The organism is Spirillospora sp. NPDC048824, from assembly GCF_043198455.1.
Classification (GTDB): Bacteria; Actinomycetota; Actinomycetes; order Streptosporangiales; family Streptosporangiaceae; genus Spirillospora.
This window is the reverse complement of sequence record NZ_JBICUS010000001.1, coordinates 540,713-560,323: the sequence shown is the minus strand read 5'-3', so window position 1 is coordinate 560,323 and position 19,611 is coordinate 540,713. Positions and strand designations below refer to the sequence as shown.

Annotated in this window: 13 protein-coding genes and 1 pseudogene; 9 read left to right on the top strand and 5 right to left on the bottom strand. The window is 71.6% G+C overall.

What is annotated here, in order from left to right:
* Nucleotides 1–130 precede the first annotated feature (130 nt).
* Nucleotides 131–1,072: pseudogene (locus tag ACGFIS_RS02500) on the bottom strand (RNA polymerase sigma factor); the annotation flags it as partial.
* Between the two features lie 166 nt (nt 1,073–1,238).
* Here ACGFIS_RS02500 and ACGFIS_RS02495 point away from each other — a divergent pair.
* The gene (locus ACGFIS_RS02495; protein ID WP_392910421.1) at nt 1,239–1,895 is read left to right on the top strand and encodes a TetR/AcrR family transcriptional regulator; all 657 of its coding nucleotides are present in this window, start codon (nt 1,239–1,241) and stop codon (nt 1,893–1,895) included.
* A 9-nt stretch (nt 1,896–1,904) separates the two neighbouring features.
* Here ACGFIS_RS02495 and ACGFIS_RS02490 read toward each other — a convergent pair whose 3' ends face one another.
* Nucleotides 1,905–5,324: a pyruvate carboxylase gene (locus ACGFIS_RS02490; protein ID WP_392969138.1), complete on the bottom strand. Its 3,420-nt coding sequence runs from the start codon at nt 5,322–5,324 to the stop codon at nt 1,905–1,907.
* 251 nt (nt 5,325–5,575) lie between these two features.
* On the opposite strand from ACGFIS_RS02490, the gene ACGFIS_RS02485 reads away from it, so the two are divergent.
* Nucleotides 5,576–9,043: an AAA family ATPase gene (locus ACGFIS_RS02485; RefSeq protein ID WP_392910427.1), complete on the top strand. Its 3,468-nt coding sequence runs from the start codon at nt 5,576–5,578 to the stop codon at nt 9,041–9,043.
* Between the two features lie 127 nt (nt 9,044–9,170).
* Nucleotides 9,171–9,353, top strand: a complete 183-nt coding sequence (locus ACGFIS_RS02480) for a hypothetical protein (RefSeq protein ID WP_392910429.1) — start codon at nt 9,171–9,173, stop codon at nt 9,351–9,353.
* Nucleotides 9,354–9,426: 73 nt separating this feature from the next.
* Here the strand turns inward: ACGFIS_RS02480 and ACGFIS_RS02475 are convergent, their stop codons facing one another.
* On the bottom strand, nt 9,427–10,071 hold the full coding sequence (locus tag ACGFIS_RS02475; protein ID WP_392910431.1) for a TetR/AcrR family transcriptional regulator: 645 nt from the start codon (nt 10,069–10,071) through the stop codon (nt 9,427–9,429).
* 137 nt (nt 10,072–10,208) lie between these two features.
* Between ACGFIS_RS02475 and ACGFIS_RS02470 the strand changes: the two genes are divergently transcribed.
* On the top strand, nt 10,209–11,993 hold the full coding sequence (locus ACGFIS_RS02470) for a serine/threonine protein kinase (RefSeq protein WP_392910434.1): 1,785 nt from the start codon (nt 10,209–10,211) through the stop codon (nt 11,991–11,993).
* Nucleotides 11,994–12,228: 235 nt separating this feature from the next.
* Here ACGFIS_RS02470 and ACGFIS_RS02465 read toward each other — a convergent pair whose 3' ends face one another.
* Both ACGFIS_RS02465 and ACGFIS_RS02460 read right to left on the bottom strand, forming a co-directional pair.
* Nucleotides 12,229–12,480, bottom strand: a complete 252-nt coding sequence (locus tag ACGFIS_RS02465; protein WP_392910690.1) for a DUF397 domain-containing protein — start codon at nt 12,478–12,480, stop codon at nt 12,229–12,231.
* Nucleotides 12,480–13,301, bottom strand: a complete 822-nt coding sequence (locus tag ACGFIS_RS02460) for a helix-turn-helix domain-containing protein (RefSeq protein WP_392910692.1) — start codon at nt 13,299–13,301, stop codon at nt 12,480–12,482. Before ACGFIS_RS02460 ends, ACGFIS_RS02465 begins: the two co-directional genes overlap by 1 nt.
* Before the next feature lie 271 nt (nt 13,302–13,572).
* Between ACGFIS_RS02460 and ACGFIS_RS02455 the strand changes: the two genes are divergently transcribed.
* The 5 genes from ACGFIS_RS02455 (at nt 13,573) to ACGFIS_RS02435 (ending at nt 19,509) form a co-directional block, all read left to right on the top strand.
* The gene (locus ACGFIS_RS02455) at nt 13,573–14,202 is read left to right on the top strand and encodes an ATP-binding protein (protein ID WP_392910436.1); all 630 of its coding nucleotides are present in this window, start codon (nt 13,573–13,575) and stop codon (nt 14,200–14,202) included.
* Between the two features lie 114 nt (nt 14,203–14,316).
* Complete coding sequence (locus ACGFIS_RS02450; protein ID WP_392910439.1) at nt 14,317–14,670, top strand: STAS domain-containing protein; 354 nt, start codon at nt 14,317–14,319, stop codon at nt 14,668–14,670.
* A 194-nt stretch (nt 14,671–14,864) separates the two neighbouring features.
* Nucleotides 14,865–16,121 (top strand): M16 family metallopeptidase, encoded by a 1,257-nt coding sequence (locus tag ACGFIS_RS02445; RefSeq protein WP_392910442.1) that lies wholly within the window; start codon nt 14,865–14,867, stop codon nt 16,119–16,121.
* Nucleotides 16,118–17,482: a M16 family metallopeptidase gene (locus ACGFIS_RS02440; protein WP_392910444.1), complete on the top strand. Its 1,365-nt coding sequence runs from the start codon at nt 16,118–16,120 to the stop codon at nt 17,480–17,482. Before ACGFIS_RS02445 ends, ACGFIS_RS02440 begins: the two co-directional genes overlap by 4 nt.
* Before the next feature lie 215 nt (nt 17,483–17,697).
* Nucleotides 17,698–19,509 (top strand): sporulation protein, encoded by a 1,812-nt coding sequence (locus ACGFIS_RS02435; protein ID WP_392910447.1) that lies wholly within the window; start codon nt 17,698–17,700, stop codon nt 19,507–19,509.
* The last annotated feature ends 102 nt before the right edge of the window (nt 19,510–19,611 follow it).

Here is a 19,611-nt window from a genome sequence, read left to right as displayed (position 1 = left end):
TCGTCATCGCCCTCTGCTCTCCCGCCGTCCGACTCGTCAGGAGAGAGTCTGCTCGCAGATCGTCCGCGATGTCATCCCACCGCGAGATGAGCTCCGTCTCGTTCTCGCGGCGGGACGAGCGGCCCGCGGGTCAGCCGAGCAGGTCGGCGAGGGTCTCCCGGCGGGACGGGTGACGCAGCTTGTGCATCCCCTTCGACTCGATCTGCCGGATGCGCTCGCGCGTTACCCCGTAGACCTTGCCGACCTCTTCGAGGGTCTTGGGCTCGCCGCCGGACAGGCCGAACCGCAGCGAGATCACGCCCGCCTCCCGTTCGGTGAGCGTCTCCAGCACCGCGTCGAGGCGTCCGCGCAGCATCGAGGACGCGACGACGTCGGCGGGGTCGCCGCCGTCCGGGTCCTCGATGACGTCGCCGAGTTCGCCGTCGCCGTCCTCGCCGAGGGGGGTGTGCAGGGACAGCGGCTCGCGGGCCTGCCGCCGCAGCCATTCGACCTTCTCCGCGGTGACGTCCAGTTCGACGGCCAGTTCCCGCGACGTCGGCTCGCGGCCGAACTCCTGCAGCATCCGCCGCCTGACCCGCGTCATCCGGTTGAGCACCTCGACGACGTGCACGGGGATGCGGATGGTGCGGCTCTGATCGGCCAGCGCGCGGCTGATCGCCTGCTTGATCCACCAGACGGCGTAGGTGGAGAACTTCAGGCCGCGGCGGTACTCGAACTTCTCGACGGCGCGGATGAGCCCGAGGTTGCCCTCCTGGACGAGGTCGTTGAGCGCCAGGCCGTGGCCCATGTAGCGCTTGGCGAGCGAGACGACGAGGCGGAGGTTCGCCTCCACCATGTGCGTCTTGGCTCGGATTCCGTCGGCGGCGATCCACTCCAGGTCCCTGCGGTCCTGGAGGCTGAGCTCGTCACCGAGTGTTTCGAGGCGCTCGCGGGCGAACAGGCCGGCCTCGATGCGCTTGGCCAGTTCGACCTCCTGCTCGGCGGTGAGCAGCGCGGTGCGCCCGATGCGGGAGAGGTAGTCCTTCATCGGGTCGACGAGGTTCACGGTGGCGCGGGGGGATGCGCTCTTCGCGTGGCTGGCGTTCAGGGCGGTGTCCTTTGCTCGTCCGGTTGCTCGTCCGGCCGGGAGGGAACGGGTCACGCGATCTCGGTACCCGGCAGCCTTGCGACATAAACTTAGATCCGACCTACTTTTGTGTCAACTATAAATTTAGGTCGAGCCTTGAGAGGATGGCCGCATGGGACTGCGGGAGATGAAGAAGCAGCAGACGCGGGAGAACATCTCGCACCAGGCGACACGCCTCTTCCTGCGCAACGGCTTCGACCGGGTCACGATCGCCGACGTCGCCGCGGCGGCGCAGGTGGCCAAGATGACGGTCACCAACTACTTCCCGCGCAAGGAGGACCTGGCGCTCGACCTCCATGAGATCTTCGTCTCAGGGCCGGCCCGGACCGTCGCCGAACGCGCCCCCGGCGACTCGGCGCTCGCCGCGCTGCGCCGGGGTCTCCTCGACGCGGTCGACCGGCACGACCCCGTGGCCGGCTTCTCCGGCGCCGAGTTCGCCCGCATGATCACCGACAGCCCCGCGCTCGTGGCGCGGCTGCGGGAGTTCCACGAGGAGCGTGAGGCCGCCCTGGCCGCCGTCCTCGCCGAGGAGACCGGCGCCCGGCCGGGCGACGTCCTCCCCCGCGTGGTGGCCGCGCAACTGGGCGGCGTTCTCCGCGTCCTCTTCCAGGAGATCCTCCACCGGACGCTGGAAGGCGAGGACAACGACACCATCGCGGCGGCCGTGGCAGAGTCCGCCCGCCAGGCGTTCGACCTCCTGGAACCGTCCCTGGCCACCTACGCGATACGCCCGGTGACCCGATCCGGCCGCGCGGCCGCCTCCCGTTGAGCCGGTCGGTCAGGTGACCACCAGGAGGAGGTCGCCGGCCTGGACCGGGGTCGTCTGCGGGACGGCCAGGCGGGTGACCGTCCCGGCGACGGGGGCGGTGATGGCGGCCTCCATCTTCATCGCCTCGATGGTGGCGACGACGTCCCCGGCGGCGACCTCGTCGCCCTTGGACACGCGCAGCGTCACCGAGCCGTCGAACGGGGCGGCGACATGGCCGGGCTCCCCCGGGTCGGCGCGCTCGACGGGCGGCGCGTCCGACACGACGGACTTGTCGCGGACGGAGAGCGTGCGGAGCTGGCCGTTCACGGTGCAGATGACCTGCCGGACACCCGCCTCGTCGACGGCGCCGACCGCTTCCAGGCCGGCCAGGACGCGCACCCCCGGTTCGAGGTCGAACGCGACCTCGTGTCCTGTGCGGAGCCCGTAGAGGAACGGGCTCGTGGGCAGGACGGAGAGGTCGCCGTAAGCCGCACGGGTCTCGCGGTAGTCCTTGGCGGGGCCGGGGAAGAGGAGCCGGTCTAGTGTGTCGCGCACCTCGGGTCCGGCCAGGGCCTTCTCCTCCGCGCCGTTGAGTTCGGCTCGTACACCGTGCCCTTGCCGGGGGGTTTGGGGGGGCGTCCCCCCAGAATGAAGCGTCGTGTGATGGCGTCCGGCGAGGGCCTTGGTGCGGAACGGCTCGGGCCAGCCGCCGGGCGGGTCGCCCAGTTCGCCGTTCAGGAACCCGATGACGCTGTCGGGGATGTCGTAGCGCTCCGGGTTCTCGGCGAAGTCGCCGGGGTCGGCGCCGGCGGCGACCAGGTGCAGGGCCAGGTCGCCGACGACCTTGCTGGACGGGGTGACCTTCACCAGGCGCCCGAGGATCGCGTCGGCCGCCGCGTACAGGCGCTCGATCTCCTCGAACCGGTCGCCGAGCCCGAGCGCCACGGCCTGCTGCCGCAGGTTGGACAGCTGCCCGCCCGGGATCTCGTGCCGGTAGACGCGCCCGGTCGGCGATGGGAGGCCCATCTCGAACGGGGCATAGAGCTTCCGGACGGCCTCCCAGTACGGCTCCATGACGGTCAGCGAGTCCAGGTCGATGCCGGTGGCGTGATCGGTGAAATCGGTCGCGGCGACGATCGCCTGAAGGGGCGGCTGGCTGGTGGTCCCCGAGAGCGGCGCGGCGGCTCCGTCGACGGCGTCGACACCGGCTTCGATGGCGGCGACGTAGGTGCCGATCTGGCCGCCGGCCGTGTCGTGGGTGTGCAGGTGGACGGGGAGGTCGAAACGCTCGCGGAGAGCGGTGACCAGGGTGCGGGCGGCAGGGGCTCGGAGCAGACCGGCCATGTCCTTGATGCACAGGATGTGGACACCCGCGTCGACCAGCTCCTCTGCGAGGCGCAGGTAGTAGTCGAGGGTGTAGAGCCGCTCGTCCGGGGACGAGAGGTCGCCGGTGTAGCAGAGGGTTCCCTCGACGAGCGCGTGCGTCTGGAGCGCCGCGTCGATGGCGGGACGCATGCGCTCCACGTCGTTGAGCGCGTCGAACACCCGGAAGACGTCCACACCCGTACTGGCGGCCTCGCGCACGAACGCGCGGGCGACCGAATCGGGGTACGGCGTGTATCCGACGGTGTTGCGCCCGCGCAGAAGCATCTGGATGCACAGGTTCGGGGCGGCCTCGCGTATCGCGGCCAGCCTGTCCCAGGGGGATTCGCCCAGGAAGCGGAGCGCGACGTCGTACGTCGCCCCGCCCCACGCCTCCACGGAGAGGAGCTGGGGGGTCATGCGCGCGAGATACGGCGCGGCGGCGAGCAGGTCGTAGGTACGTACTCGCGTGGCGAGGAGGGACTGATGCGCGTCCCGGAACGTGGTGTCGGTGACGGCCAGAGCGCTCTGGTTCCGGAGTTGCTCGGCGAACGCGCGCGCGCCGAGAGTCAGTAGCCGGTCACGGGATCCCTGCGGGAACGGGCCGTCCATGGCCAGCGGCGGCAGCTTCGTCGCCGGGTCGAGGTCGGTGGGCGCCTCGCCGTGCGGCTTGTTGACGGTCACGTCCGCCAGGTACCGGACGAGCCGTGTCGCGCGGTCACCGCTCGACCGGGCCGTGAGCAGCTCGGGGTGCTCGCCGATGTAGGCCGTCGTGACGCCGCCCGCGCGGAAGTCCGGCTCGTCCAGCAGCGCCTGGAGGAACGGGATGTTGGACGCGACGCCCCGGATGCGGAACTCGGCGACGGCCCGGCGCGCCCGCCGCGTCGCCTCCTCGAACGTCCGGCCGCGGCAGGTCAGCTTGACCAGCAGCGAGTCGAAGTGGGGGCTGACGATCGCGCCCCCGTAGGCCGTCCCGGTGTCGAGGCGCACGCCGGCGCCGCCCGGAGACCGGTAGGCCGAGATCTTGCCGGTGTCGGGCCGGAAGTCGTTCGCGGGGTCCTCGGTCGTGATGCGGCACTGGACGGCGAAGCCGCTGACCGTCACCTCGTCCTGCGCGATGCCGAGTCCGGGGAGCGTCTCGCCGCCCGCGATGCGCAGCTGGCTCTGCACCAGGTCGATGCCGGTGACCTCCTCGGTCACGGTGTGCTCGACCTGGATGCGCGGGTTCATCTCGATGAAGACGTGCTCGCCCCGGTCGTTGACGAGGAACTCCACGGTGCCCGCGTTCTCGTATCCGACCTCGCGGGCGAACTTCACCGCGTCCTCGCAGAGCCGCCGCGCGACGTCCGGGTCCAGCTCCGGGGCGGGCGCGATCTCCACGACCTTCTGGTGGCGGCGCTGCACCGAGCAGTCACGTTCGCGCAGGTGGACGACGTGCCCGGCGCCGTCGGCGAGGACCTGCACCTCGATGTGGCGGGGCCGGTCCACCGCCCGCTCCAGGAACACCGCCGGGTCGCCGAACGCGCTCTGCGCCTCGCGGCGCGCCGCGTCCACGGCGGCCTCCAGGTCCTCGCGGTCGTCGACGCGGCGCAGCCCGCGCCCGCCGCCTCCGGCCGCGGCCTTCACGAACAGGGGGAACCCGATCTCATCGGCCGCCACCAGCTCCGCGCCCACCTCGGGCGTCGCCGAGCCGAGCACCGGCAGGCCCGCGCGCCGCGCCGCCGCGACCGCCTCGATCTTGTTGCCCGCCAGGTTCAGCACGGCCGACGGCGGGCCGACGAACTTGATCCCGTTGCGCTCGCACGCCTCCGCCAGTTCCGGGCTCTCCGACAGGAACCCGTAGCCGGGGTAGACGGCGTCGGCCCCGACCCGCAGCGCGGTCTCCACGATCCCGTCCACGTCCAGGTAGGCCCGGACGGGGTGGCCGCGCTCGCCGATCTCGTACGCCTCGTCCGCCTTCTGGCGGTGCAGGGAGAACCGGTCCTCGTGCGCGTAGACGGCCACGCTGGCGATGCCGAGCTCGTAGGCGGCGCGCAGCGCCCGCACGGCGATCTCGCCGCGGTTGGCGACGAGCAGCTTTGTGATCAACGTTCTCTCCCGGGAGGACGGCTCGGGCACGGCCGCCCGGATACCTACCCAGTTGAGCGGCTGGGGCAGCCTCCCGCGCCACCTCAAAGGTGTGAACAAAGTTACAGGACGCGCCTTGTGGGAAAAATGGGCCGTTATTCTCCATGGCCCCGCGTTGGTCGGTCCCCGTCGTTAGGCTGTTCGACCGCGTTGGTGTGCTTTACCGGCGTTGGTGTGCCTTACCGGGTTTGGTGTGCTCCCAGGGGGAAACTGTGCGGCTGCCGGAACATCTGGAACTTCTCGTGTCCGACGACACGGTCATCGATCTGTACGCGTCCGGGCCATGGCGCGTCCCGGACGGACTGTACGACGAGATCCGGAACCGTATCGACACCCTCGTCAAGGATCCGCGCTGCGTCCCGCTGACCACCGGCCAGCACGGCATGATGACCAGCCCCGCCCCGCTGGTCGCCGCCGAGATGATCAGTCTCCTCGCCTACCTGCCGGGCGCCGCGGCCCTCTACTCCGGTCCATTCAACGACCTGTACCAGGAGTTCTTCGGGCGCTACCTGAGCAAGCCGAAGAAGACCGCGAAGCGCAAGCCGGGCACCTGGAGCGCCCTGTCGGGCGAGTTCCGGGCATTCGAATGGCTGGAGGACTGCGGTGACCAGGAGCTGGCGCTCACCCTGGGCCGCGAGTCGCTCGGCGTCTTCGAGGGCCTGGAGCCGTTCGAACGCCGTCGCCGGGCCCTGCTGAAGCTGTACGAGAACCCCCCGGCCGGAAACTGGCTCGGCCTCTCGTTGAAGCGGCGGCGGGACCTGTGGGCGGCGCAGGCCGACGACGACATCATCGCCGCCCTGCCCGAACTCGCCGGGCCCATCAGCCACCTGGAATGGGTGTGCTCGGGCCTGCTTCCCGTCCACGAGCACCTGCGCGAGATCGCGCCGCACGACGAGACCGCCGACGAACTGCTCATCCACCTGCTGCTCCAGGCCGGCCTGGAGCAGGTGCCCGCCGAACTGTCCGTCGTCCTCACCGAGGACCGGTACGGGGAACTGCTCGCACGGTTCGGCGACAAGAGCGGCTCGTTCGACGTGGACGCGTGGTCGCTGACCGAGTGGGCCTGGCTCGCACGCGGCCTCGGCGCCGGAGCCATCGACGCCTGCCGCGGCTGGCTCGACATGGCGATGCGCTTCACCGCCAGCGTCAAGGGGCTCCCGGACGTGCCGTCCAGCCCCGAGCGCGTGTGGATCCCGATCGCCAGGTTCCAGGAGGACGTCCAGCGGCTGTTCGCGCCGCGCCGCCGGATCGCCAACCCGCTCGCCGCGAGCCTCGGCAAGGCCGAGTCCCGCCCGCGCGGCGCCCGCGCCGCCGCGAAGGTGGAGACCGACCTGGTCGGCCAGCCGGACGTCGCCGCCGCGCTGGAGGAGATCGCCACCGGGCCGGGCCCGGTCCGGCTGATGATCGTCGGCCCGGACGGCACCGGCAAGCGCGACGCGGCCCAGGAGATCGTCCGGCTCGTCCAGCGGCACGGCCTCGCCGACCCGCCGCTGTGGCTGGCGGGCGACTTCTTCGCCGGCAAGGACGTCTCGGGCGCCACCATGCACATCTACAACGACGCACGCGACAGCGCGGGCGTGCGGCTCATGGTCATCGACGGCCTCGACGACATGTCCAAGGACGAACGGAGCGGCGAGGCCATCATCGAGCAGTTGCACCGGGCCCTGGACGTCCACGACGACCTGCACATCGTCGCCTTGTGCGAGCCCGGTGGCGACGACCGGATCCGCGAGGTCAACCCCGCGCTCGCATTGCGGTTCCAGGTCGTCCGCACGCATCCGTTCACCGCCGAAGGCCACGCGGAGCTGTTCAACCGGGCCGTCCAGCAGCGCGGGGCGCGCGCGCACAAGCGCGCCCTGACGGCCGCAGGGCAACTGCTCGCCGGCACTCGGCCCGTCCGGAACCTGCGGAACGCCCGCCTCGCACAGCGCCTCGCCGACATCGTCGTGGAATCCGTCCGCGAACGGACGGAGCCCGGTGAGGAACTCGTCGTCAAGCGTCCCGACGTGCCCGACTCGTTCGACTCCCCCGGCGCCGACCCCATGGCGGAACTCGCCGCCCTGACCGGCCTCGGCAGCGTCAAACAGGAGATCGAGCTGCTCATCGCCGGCGCGAAGGCCACGAAGATGCGCCGCGACGCCGGGGTGCCCGTCCCCGCCGCACCCGCCAGGCACACGGTGTTCACCGGAAACCCCGGTACCGGCAAGACGGTCGTCGCACGGCTGTTCGCCCGTGTCCTCAAGGACCTCGGCGTGCTGACGTCCGGGCACCTCGTCGAAGCGACCCGTTCGACCCTCATCGGCACCTACATCGGCGAGACCGCCGTGAAGACGCGCAACGTCGCGCGGCGCGCCGTCGGCGGCGTCCTGTTCATCGACGAGGCGTACTCGCTGATCCAGGAGGGCGTGGAGGAGGACTACGGGCCCGAGGCCATCGCCGAGCTCCTGAAGTTCATGGAGAACCACCGCGACGACCTCGTCGTCATCGTCGCCGGCTACGAGCGCGAGATGCGGCGGTTCATCGCGTCCGACCCCGGTCTCGCGTCCCGCTTCCCCAGCACGGTCCGCTTCCCCGACTTCACCGACGCCGAGCTCATCGAGATCTTCGACGCGCAGGTGGCGTCCGCCGGCCTGGAACTGGAATCCGGGGCCCGCGACAGGGTGGCCGACCTCCTGCGCCGCGCCCCGCGCGGCCGCTCTTTCGGCAACGCCCGCGCCATGCGCAACCTGTGCGAACGCGCCACCGCCCTGCAGGCCCGCCGCGTGACCGCCCTGCGCAAGCCCACCCCGGACGACCTGACCGCCCTGCTCGCCGAGGACATCCCGGACACCCTCTCCGGCGCCACCCGCGCCCGGCCCGTCACCGACCCGCTCGCCGAACTCGACGCCCTCATCGGGCTCGCGGACGTCAAGAAGGAGGTGCACCGCCTCGCCGCCGAGGCCCGCGCCGCCGACCTCCGCCGCGCCGCCGGCCACACGGCCGGCGTGCCGACCCGGCACATGGTGTTCACCGGCAACCCGGGCACCGCCAAGACGACGGTCGCCCGCCTCGTCGCCTCCGTCTACGCCGACCTCGGGCTGCTGTCGTCCGGGCACCTCGTCGAGGTCTCCCGCGCCGACCTCATCGGCTCCTACATCGGCCAGACCGCCCCGCGCGTGCGGGCCGCCGTCGAGCAGGCCCTCGGCGGCGTCCTGTTCATCGACGAGGCGTACTCGCTGGCCGGCGACTCCTACACCCAGGAGGCCGTCTCCACGCTCGTCCAGCTCATGGAGGAGTACCGCGGCGACCTGGTCGTCATCGCCGCGGGCTACGAGCGGGAGATGGAGGCCTTCCTCGCCGGCAACTCCGGGCTCCAATCGCGCTTCCCGAAGCGCCTCGCCTTCCCCGACTACTCCGACGACGAACTCGTCGAGATCTTCGCGCATCTCGCCGCCGCCGAGGGGCTCCAGCTGTCCCCGGACGTCCCGGCGCGCGTGCGCCGCCTGCTCGGCGACGTTCCCCGCGGGCACTCGTTCGGCAACGGGCGGCTCATGCGCAACCTCCTCGACGGCGCCGTCGCCGTCCAGGCCGAACGCCTCACGGCCTCGTCGGACGCGTCCGAACTGTCCACCCTGTCCGCCGCCGACCTCCAGCCGGTCAAGCCGGACTCGTCCGGCGACGGACCGGGCCTGTACCTCTGAGTTCCGGATCCGGCCATAAACGGAACGATCACTCGGAATAAGTCAAAAGATCTTGCGGTTGCAACTACCGTGCGAACGCCCGTGATCCGGGTAGCACCCCCTGTCCACCGACACACGGAGGAGCACCGTGCCGAGCAGCATCCCCACAACCCGTACCGGCCGTGCACGTGAACATGTGAAGACCACGTCGCTGCGGGCCCTCGCGGTCGCGGCGCAGCTGGAACGCAATCACGCCCAGGAGGGTCCGCCGGGCAACGCGAACGGCCGGGTGGAGCGCGACGCAGAGCGTCGGACGCCCGACCCGGCCTGACACCGTTTCGTCCAGCCGGACCCCCGGCCGGACATCCGAGGCCCCCGTGACACCACGGGGGCTTCGGCTTTTCTCAGGGTCTCGCCACGTCGAAGAGCTTGTGGACGGAGGCGCGCGCGCGTTCCGCACCCACGCTGTCGGCCATCGCGGTGAGGTGTTCCGCGCTGAGGACGGCCAGCAGCGCGTGCGCCAGCGCGTCCCCATCGGCGACGATCTCGTCGAGCAGGATCGTCACGTGCCGATGCCAGAAGCCATAGGCGCCGATGCGGTACCGCGCACCCGGTGAAGCCGTTTCCGACATGCGGACCAGGGACAAGTGGGCCAGCACGTAGTCCAGGTAGGCGTCGGCGAAGGCGTGCAGACGTTCGGACGGTGGGACCGCCGAACCCGCATCGCCCGGCCCCAGAGGGGGCGGGCCGGACAGGATCGCGTCCTGCAGGTCGCGTTCACGTTCGTCCAGGAGCGCCACGGCCAAGCCCGCCTTGTCGCCGAAGCGGCGGAACAGGGTTCCCTTGCCGACGCCCGCAGCGGCGGCCACCGCGTCCATCGAGACCGACGCGACGCCGTGCCGGGCGAAGAGCGCGGCGGCGGCTTCGAGCACCTTCACCCGGTTGCGCGCGGCATCCGCGCGCTCCTTGGGGGGCGGCGTGCGCATCAGCTCCAGGTCGACACTCCTCCCGCCGGCCGGACCACGGTCCATCACCGCATCCCCTCCCATCAATCGGACTATAGTCCATTTAGGCCGGTATCGCCGGCTCCTTGATCATTTGCTTTGCGGAGCGCCTACCATCATCTGGCCATAGGCTTGCTGCAATGTCTTGCCGATGAGCCGAAAGTGACGGGGGAGCGAGTGGCGTGACGGACAGGACGATGCCGGACGCCCTTCCGCTGCGGTCGGGCGACCCGACCGAGCTGGGCGGGTACGTGATCTTGGGCCGCTTGGGCGAGGGCGGTCAAGGGGCTGTCTTCCTGGGTCGACCCAGCGGCGCGGCCCAGACCCTCCCCACCGTCGACCACGTCGCCATCAAGCTGCTGCACGGAGGGCTCTCCGGGGACGAGTCCGCCCGCGCGCGCTTCGTCCGCGAACTCGAGGTCGCCAAGCGCGTGGCGCGGTTCTGCACCGCTCAGGTACTGGACGCCGACGTCGCGGGCGACCAGCCCTACATCGTCAGCGAATACGTCCCCGGCGTGTCACTGCATCATGTCGTGCGCACGGAGGGCCCGCGCACGGGTGGCGCGCTGGAACGGCTCGCCATCAGCACCCTTACCGCGCTCACCGCGATCCATCAGGCCGGGATCGTCCACCGCGACTTCAAGCCGCACAACGTGATGATGGGGCCGGACGGCCCCCGCGTCATCGACTTCGGCGTGGCGCGCGCGCTGGGCGCGGCCGGTGAGACGCAGAACGTCGGCACGCCCGCGTACATGGCGCCCGAGCACTTCACCAGCGGTGAGGTCAGCACGGCCTCGGACATGTTCGCCTGGGGCACGACCATGGCGTTCGCCGCGACCGGACGTCCCGCGTTCGGCAACGACGAGATGGCCACGGTCATGCACCGGATCCTTACCGCCGAGCCGGACCTGGGCGACCTGCCCAGCCCGATGCGCGAACTCGTCCTGGCATGCCTGGCCAAGGAGCCCGCGCAGCGCCCGACCGCCCGCGAGGCCCAGGAACGCCTGGTCGGCGCGGCCGGCGGCTCGTCCTCGGCCCCGGCGCCCATCCAGCCGCTGCCCGCGTTCCCCGGAGTCGCGGCCGGTGCGGTACTGCCGCCCGACCACGTCACGGACCCGTCCGGCGTCAGGCACCAGACGGCCCCGCAGCCTCCGCCCTACGGAGAGCAACTCCATCCCCAAGGCGAGCAGCCGCCCTATGGGGCACAGCAGCCGCCCGGTGGGCACATGCAGGGCCCGCCTGGCACGCCCCCGCCGGTTTCCCTAGGGCCACCCCAAGCTCATGGGCTGGACGGTAAGAGGAGCGGGCGTCTCGTCCCGATCGCGGCGGCCGCCGCAGTGGCGGCCGTCCTCGCGAGTGGCGCCGTCTGGGCCGCGACAAGGCCGGGCGACGACAACGGCAACCAGAAGCAGACGGTGGCGTCCGACCAGACCCAGGGCACGCAGGGCGGTTCCGAGTCCGCGAACGGCGCCGGCGGTGAAGCCCAGAGTCCGACGAAGAAGCCCCGGCAACCCAAGGGTGAGCAGAGCCGGAACCCCGCGGACCCGAACTCGTCCCAGAAGCCCGGCACGCCGCGGCAGCCGGGAGATCCTGAACCGACGACGGGCAGTGGCGGCGGGGGCTCCACGCCCGACAAGGAACCGGCCAACAAGTACAGCCCGCAGCAGGTGTGCAACAACGGCGGCCATGGAGGCGGCTACTACGTGCAGCGATCGCTGCGCGTCTCCGGAGGCATCGCCTACCTGCTGTACAACAACTCCACTTACAACTGCGCCGTCACGATAAAGACGGTGAACGTGGGCACCAAGTCCCCGGTGTCGGTCTGGATCCAGAAGCAGGGCGGCAGCACGATCGCCGACAGTGGACAGTTCGACTGGTACGCGGGACCGGTGTACGTGAAGGCACCCGGCACCTGCGTCCGGTTCGGCGGCAACGGCCAGTCCGCCCCCTACGGCAACTGCGGCTGAGGGCCGACGGCCGACCCTCTCAGAGGCCGACCCTCATAGAGGCCGACCCTCATAGAAAAGGCCACCCTCGCGCCTGGGGTGGCCTCTGCTCTGATGGCGGTCGGGTCGACGTTCGGCGCACCGGAGCCGACCCGCCGCGTTTCGGACTGGCCACCGGGGTTCCCGCCCCTAGGAACTTCGTCGTCCCCATTGCGGCGGGTCAAGCGGCGGCTGCTGGCGGTTTTCCTGGGGTGTTTCAGTTACGGGAGGCGATGAGATGGTCGAAGTCGCCATCCTTGGCTCCAAGGATGAGCGCCTCGATCTCCGGACGGGTGTAGATGAGTGCGGGGCCGTCGGGATGACGGGAGTTGCGCATCGCGACCCGCCCGCCCGGCAGTTCGGCGATTTCGACGCAGTTCCCCTGGGAGTTGCTTCGCCGGGACTTCAGCCACCGCGCCCCCTGGAGGTTGGTGGCCGGCATCCCGTTGTCGTAGTAGTTCTGGAGCATCATGTCTCTCTGAGAAGATCACCGAGAAGCTCGACGGTGCGTTCCGGTGTCGCACTGTCGACGCACAGGCGTTCCATCGCCTGCAGATAGGTGTCGACGTCGTCGCGCTTGTCCAGGTACATCGCGCCGGTGAGGTTCTCGACGTAAACCACGTCCGGCAGGTCCTGCTCGGGAAAGCGCAGGATGGTGAACGCGCCCCCCTCGGCGGCGTGGCCTCCGAACCTGAACGGCATGATCTGGATGGTGACGTTCGGCAGCTTGGACATTTCGATGAGGTGCTCGAACTGGCCCCTCATCACCTCCGGGCCGCCGATGGGACGCTTCAGCGCCCCCTCGTCCACCACCGCCCACAGGCGCGGAGCGTCCGGGCCTGTGAGGCGTTCCTGCCGTTGCATGCGGAGTTCCACGCGTTGGTCGATTTCGTGTTCGGCGGCTCCGGCGTTGCCCAAGCGGATCACTGCCCGCGCATACCCCTCCGACTGCAGCAGTCCCGGAACGAACTGCAGTTCATATGTGCGGATCAACGCCGCCGACTCCTCCAGGCCGACATAGGTCTGGAACCAGCCGGGCAGCACATCGTTGTACCGGTGCCACCAGCCTGGGGTGTTGGCCTCCCGCGCAAGCTGCAGCAGCGCCTCGCGTTCTGTCTTGTCGCTGACGCCGTACAGCGAGAGCAGGTCGTCCACGTCTCGCTCTTTGAAGCTGACCCGTCCGAGCTCCAGGCGGCTGATCTTCGACTCCGACGCGCGGATGACGTAGCCGGCGTCCTGACGGGTCACGCCCTTCTGCTCGCGCAGACGGCGAAGCTGCGACCCGAGCAGGATCCGACGAACCGTCGACCCGCTTCCCGGCGTCTCTGAAGTCACGCCCAACCTCCCGGCTATTCGGCGGACAGCGAACCTAGTGTGCCACTGGCCTCAGTGTCCTGCGGTTACCTCCGATCAGCTCGCGTACATTCGCGCCGCCCCACACCCTCACATCGCGGATGCACGTGCATTGGGCCTTGCATTCGCACGCTACGATGCGCAGGATAACGCACGAGACTTCCGAGCACGGCTGCACAACGAGATCACTCTGCGGGGTCCGGTTGGAATGACGTCACGCCACGCGCACGACGACACGCGGTGGGAGCTCGGCCCCTTCGTGGGGCCGGCCGATCCGCACGGCCATGCCGGGTGCTCCACGCCCGTCCCGGAGTCGTCCGACCTGCCCCCTCGCCTGGACACGGCCGTGACGGCCCTGACCGAGCTGCGGGGCCCCACGGTCTCGTTCACGGTCAAGCCCGATCCGGAGTCGGTCACCGAGGCACGACATTTCGCCGTGTCGCGGCTCACCGAATGGGGCGTGCCCGAACTCACCGACGACGTCGGCCTCGTCGTCTCCGAACTCGTGACGAACGCACTACGGCACAGCGGGGGGACGACCCGCGGCCGGCCGGGCGGCCCGGTGATGGACGACGTACACCACGAGGGCGTGTACGACGACCCGGCCGATCCGCTCGGCTCCGCACCGTCCGCCATCAGGCTGCGCCTCGGCCACCAGGCTCCCTGGGTGCTCTGCGGGATCATGGACGCGAGCCCGGCCGCGCCGCGCCGCAAGGAACCGGACTACATCGCCGAGACGGGCCGCGGCCTCCACCTCGTTGAGTCGTTCAGCGTCCGGTGGGGGTGGCGCACCATCCCCCAAGGCAAGATCGTATGGGCCCTCTTCCGTTCCCCATGAGGACCAGGACGGGTTCCGTCCCGCGTAACGACGTGCCATAGGGGTAACAAACGAGTTCCCACTAGGCTCGGCGGGACGGGCGGCAGGCGAGACGAGCGGCAGAGAGGAGAACCGGTGGACTTCGCGGTCGAGCATCGCGTCGAAAAGGGCCTCACGGTCGTGAAGATCAGCGGTGAGATCGACGTCTTCACCAGCCCCCGGCTGCGGGAAGCCCTCCTCGACATCATCGACAACGGCGGCGCCCAGCTGGTCATCGACCTCGGCGAGGTCACGTTCCTGGACTCCACGGGCCTCGGCGTGCTGGTCGGCATCTACCACCGGCTCCGCGCACGGGACGGCTCGATGTCCTTCATGGGCGTCAACGACCGGGTACGGCGCGTCTTCCACGTCACCCAGCTCACCAAGATCTTCGTCTTGCACGCTTCCCTGGAGGAAGCCGTCGCCGCCCACGAGTCCCCGGCCTCCTGACTCGCCACCTCATCCCGATTCGGTGGGGTTCATACGGGTTTGCCTGTACGGGTTATCCACAGTTTGCGTGGGCGCGCCTCCGGCCGCGGGTACCCGGTACGGTGAGACCGAGATCAAGCCCGCCGCCTGGGTACGTCCCGCCGACGCGCGCGGTGCTGTCCGCCAGCCGACCCATCGAACGGACGGAGCGCTCCGTGGCAGAACAGCCGCTGCATGAGCACACGCTCGGCAATGGCCTGCGCGTGGTGGTCTGCGAAGACCATGTCGTACCACTGGCCGCCGTGAACATCTGGTACGGGGTGGGCTCACGACACGAGCGGGCCGGCCGCACCGGGCTCGCCCACCTCTTCGAGCACCTCATGTTCCAGGGCTCGGCGAACGTCGCCGAGGGCGAGCACGCCGCGCTCCTGGAGAGCGCCGGTGCCGCGTTCAACGCCAGCACGTCGTTCGAGCGCACGAACTACTACGAGACGGTGCCGGTCAGCCATCTGGAGCTCGCGCTCTGGCTGGAGGCCGACCGGATGGGCACGCTGCCCGCCGCGCTCACCCAGGCCAACCTCGACAACCAGCGCGACGTAGTGAAGAACGAGCGCCGCCAGCGCTACGACAACCAGCCCTACGGGACGGCGTTCGAGCGGCTGTGCGCGCTGACGTTCCCCGAGCGCCACCCGTACGCGCACACCCCCATCGGCTCCATGGAAGACCTGGACGCCACCACCCTCGAAGACTGCGCGGACTTCTTCGCCACCTGGTACGCGCCGGGCAACGCGGTCCTGTCCGTCGTCGGCGACGTCGACCCCGAGAAGACGCTGAACGCGGTGGAGCGCTACTTCGGCGGGCTGCCCGCCGGCCCGGAGAAGCCGCCCGCGCGGCCCGGCGAACTCGGGCCGCTGAGCGGTGTCCGCGGGGAGACGCTCGACGAGGACGTCCCGTCCCCCGCCTACTTCGCGATGTTCACGCTCCCCACCGACGGCGGAGACGACGTCGAGGCCGCCGAGCTGGCGGTCGAGATCCTCGGCGGCGGCTCCGGCTCCCGCCTGTACGACCGGATGGTGCGGCGCGACGAGATCGCCACCGAGGTGTGGGCCGGGGTGACGCGGCTGGCGTCCGGCCCGTCCCTGGCGATCGTGGACGCGATCGGGCCGGAACCGGACAAGATCGCCGCGGTGCTGGACGAGGAGCTCCGGCGCTTCGCCGACGAGGGCCCGGACGCCGACGAGACCGCCCGCGCCACCGCCCAGGCAGAACGCGGCTTCCTGGAGCAGACCGAGACCGTCACGGGCCTGGCCAACGCCCTGTCGCAGAACGCCACGCAGTTCGACGACCCGGCCCGGGTCTTCACCGCCCCCGGCCGCGCGGCCTCGGTCACCGGAGACGCGATCAAGGAGATGGCGGGCCGCTGGCTGGCGCCGGGCGCCCGCACCGCCCTGACCTACGGAGGCACCTCGTGAGCAGCGGCCTGGACCTGCAGCCTCGTCCCGTCCCCGGGCCCGTCCCGGCCTGGTCGTTCCCGGCCGGCACCGCGGGCCGCGTCCCGGCCGGCCCGGCGACGCTCCGCTGCGACCTGCCCGGGCGCCGCCTCGCCGCGGTCCGGCTCGTCCTGCACGCCGGGGCGGGACGCGAGCCGTCCGATCTCGACGGTGTCGCGACACTCGCTGCGCACGCGCTGACGGAGGGCACCGAGCCGGGCGGCGGCACCGCGCTGACCGCCGCGTTCGAGCGGCTCGGCGCCAGTTTCTTCGCGCACGCCGACCTGACCGCGCTGCGGATCGCGCTGGACGTCCCGACCACGCGGCTCGGCGCGGCCATGGAACTGTTCTCCGAGGTCGTGCGGCGCCCGGCACTCGACGACGCCGACGTGCGGCGGCTCGTCCGCGAACGCCTGGAGGAGATCGCGCAGGAGGATGCCGACCCGGGGTCGCGCGCCATGCGCGAGCTGCGCGCCGTGATGTTTCCCTCCGACGCCCGCGCGGCCCGCCCGACCGGCGGCACCCGCACCTCGGTCGGCGCGCTCCAGGGGTCGGACATCCGCGGCTTCTACGGCTCCGTGGTGCCCGCTGAGGCGACCGCGGTCGTCGCCGGTGATCTGTCCGGGGTCGACGCCGGCGCCGCTCTCACCGCCGCCCTGGAGGGCTGGTCCGGCACCGGGGGGCCGCTGCCGACCGCCGACCGGATCCTGCCGGAGTCGGCCGCCAGGATCGTCGTCGTCGACCGTCCGGGGTCGGTGCAGACGTACCTCAGCTTCGGGCACGGCGTCCCCGACCGCTCCCACCACGACTGGCCGTCCCTGACGGTCGCGTCGCACGTGCTCGGCGGCGGGCTCACGTCCCGGCTCAACGCGGTGCTGCGCGAGGAGAAGGGCTACACCTACGGCATGCGCGCGGGTCTGCTCCGGATGCGGCACTGCGGGCTGTTCATCGCGCAGGGCGCCGTCCACACCGAGGTCACCGCCGACGCCGTCGCCGACGCACTGACCGAGCTGCGCGGCATCCTCTCCCGGGGGATCGACGCCGACGAGCACGGCTCGTCCGTCCGCGCGCTGGCCGACCGGGCTCCCGCCGAGTACGAGACGGCCCGCGCCGTCGCCGCCGAGCTCGCCGACGTGTCCGCCAACGGCCTGGGCGCCGACTACCCGAACGCCTACCTGGCCGCCGTACGCGCCTCCACCCCGGACGGCGTCGCCCGCGCCTACCGCAAGCACGTCGACCCGGAGGCGCTGACCGTCATCGCCGTCGGAGACGCGGCGCAGATCCGCGAACCGCTGGAGAAGCTCGGCTACGCCACCGTCACCGTCACCGCCAAGGAGGAGTGAGGCCTCCGGCCGCGGAACCCCTCCCCGGCAGGAACCGGCAAGGTGCGAACTTCGTACCGTGCCGGAGGAAAAAGCCACGGTATTCCGCTTCGCGGTGTGAACCGATGGCATGGTGGAGTAGGTCTAACTCGCATCGGCCCGCTTCGCGCGGGCCGACTCAAGCGGGCTGACTCGTGCGGGGAAACGTCCTCGCCGCCGGAAGAGGGGAACGGCCGTTGTCCTACGGGCAGATGGCGGGCGGCGGCCCGTCCGTCGACACGATCCTGTCGGAGCCGAACTGCAAACCCGGCGGGGTCGTGGCGGGCAAGGTGCATCTGCGCGGCGGCGCCCAGCCCGTGGAGATCCGGCACGTGACGCTGGCGCTCATGCCGCGCATGCAGAACGGCTACGGCGGTGAGACGGCCGGGCCGGAGGTGTACCGGGGCGCCCTGACGCGCGGTTTCCGGCTGGACACCGCGCAGCAGCGCGACCTCGCGTTCTCCATCCCGCTGCCGTACGAACTGCCGTTCACCACCGTGCTCGGCCACGAACTGCCCGGCTTCACCATCGGGATGTGCACCGAGGTCGACGCGGCCGGCCAGCCCGACCCCGGCGACGTCGACCCGATCTCCGTCGAGCCGCTGGAATCCCAGCAGTGGGTGCTCGCCGCGATCGCCCGGCTCGGCTTCCAGATCTCGAACGTGACGTTCGAGGCGTCCAAGCTGCGGGGCGTCTCCCAGCAGCTGCCGTTCCACCAGGAGATGCACCTCAACCCGCCGACGTCGTACCAGGGCCGGATCGACAAGGTCGGGCTGAGCTTCGTGGCCAGCCCCCGCACCATGGCGTTCGTGCTCCGCGCCGAGGACCGCGAGGCCCCGCCGGACGAGTCGTTCGGCGTCTTCCAGGTCCCGCACGGCGAGGCCGCCGAGACCGACTGGAACACCAAGATCGGCCAGTGGCTGGAGGCCGCTGTCGCGCTGCCACGCTCGTCCCGCCCCGGCTCCGCCCACAGCGCTCCCCCACCCCCTCCGGGCCAGGCACCGCCCCCTCCGGGCCAGATAACACCGCCTCCCGGCCAGATGGCCCATCCTCCGGGCCAGATGACGCCGCCGCCTCCCGGCCAGGCACCGCTGCCCCCTCCCGGCGGCCCCTCCGCCTTCCCGCCCCCGCCGCCACCGGCACAGCCCGCCGCCGCGTCCTACGGAGGCCCCGGCGAGTACGGCGGTCCGGGCAACGCGCAGTTCCCGCCGCCCGCACCCGCCCCGGGCCAGGCGCCCGCCCCCGTGCAGGGCCCCGGCCACGGCCACGCGCCCGGCCCCATGCAGAGCCCCGGCCACGGCCAGGTGCCGCCCCCACCCGGGCCCGCCTACCCACCGGGCCCGTCGCAGCCGCTCCCCCCGCCACCCGGCGGCGTCCCCGGCCACGCACCAGGAGCCTTCCCGCCGCCCCCTCCGGGCGCGCCGCCCGCGCATTCACCCATGCCGGGCCACGGCGGCCCGCCCGCGCCTCCCGGCCACGCGCCGCCCGGGCCGGTACCGCCCCCCGCACCCGGGGGCGCCGCACCGTACCCGCCGCCCGCCCACACCGGGCCGCCGCCGCCCGCCCCGCAGGGTCCCGCGCCGTACCCGCCCGCACCCCACGGCCAGCCAGGCCCGCCGCCCCTGCACGTCCATCACGGTTCGCCGGGCTACCACGGGCACCGCGGCTACGGCGGCTACGGCGGCTACGGCGCCGCCGCGGCCGGTGTGGTCGGCGGAGCCGCCGCGCTCGGCGCAGCCGGAGTCGCGGGCGGCATGGCCGTCGGCGCGATGGGGGACGCGGCCGGATACGCGCAGAATGTCGCCGGCTACGTCGCGGGCGCCCCCGTGGACGCGTTCGGCAACGCCATCGCCGGCTACGCGGGCCAGGCCGCAGGCGACATCGCCGGCAACATGGTCGCGGACGCCGCAGGCGGCGTCGCCGGCGATATGGCGGGGAACGTGGCCGGAGAGATCGCGGGCGGCGCCGCCGAAGTCCTCGGCGGCCTCCTGGGCGGCCTGTTCGGCTGACCCGCACGAACAAACCACCCACCACGGTCCGAAGACGGCTCTGTCCGCGGGGCGGGCGCGGGAAATGCCGGGCCTTTTGGACGAGATCCGCCGCGTCCTCCG

Bases quoted from the DNA above. Each gene is read 5' to 3' on its own strand.
- ACGFIS_RS02495 (WP_392910421.1), top strand. From the start codon at position 1,239: ATGGGACTGCGGGAGATGAAGAAGCAGCAGACGCGGGAGAACATCTCG.
- ACGFIS_RS02475 (WP_392910431.1), bottom strand. From the start codon at position 10,071: ATGGGAGGGGATGCGGTGATGGACCGTGGTCCGGCCGGCGGGAGGAGT.
- ACGFIS_RS02465 (WP_392910690.1), bottom strand. From the start codon at position 12,480: ATGCTCCAGAACTACTACGACAACGGGATGCCGGCCACCAACCTCCAG.
- ACGFIS_RS02455 (WP_392910436.1), top strand. From the start codon at position 13,573: ATGACGTCACGCCACGCGCACGACGACACGCGGTGGGAGCTCGGCCCC.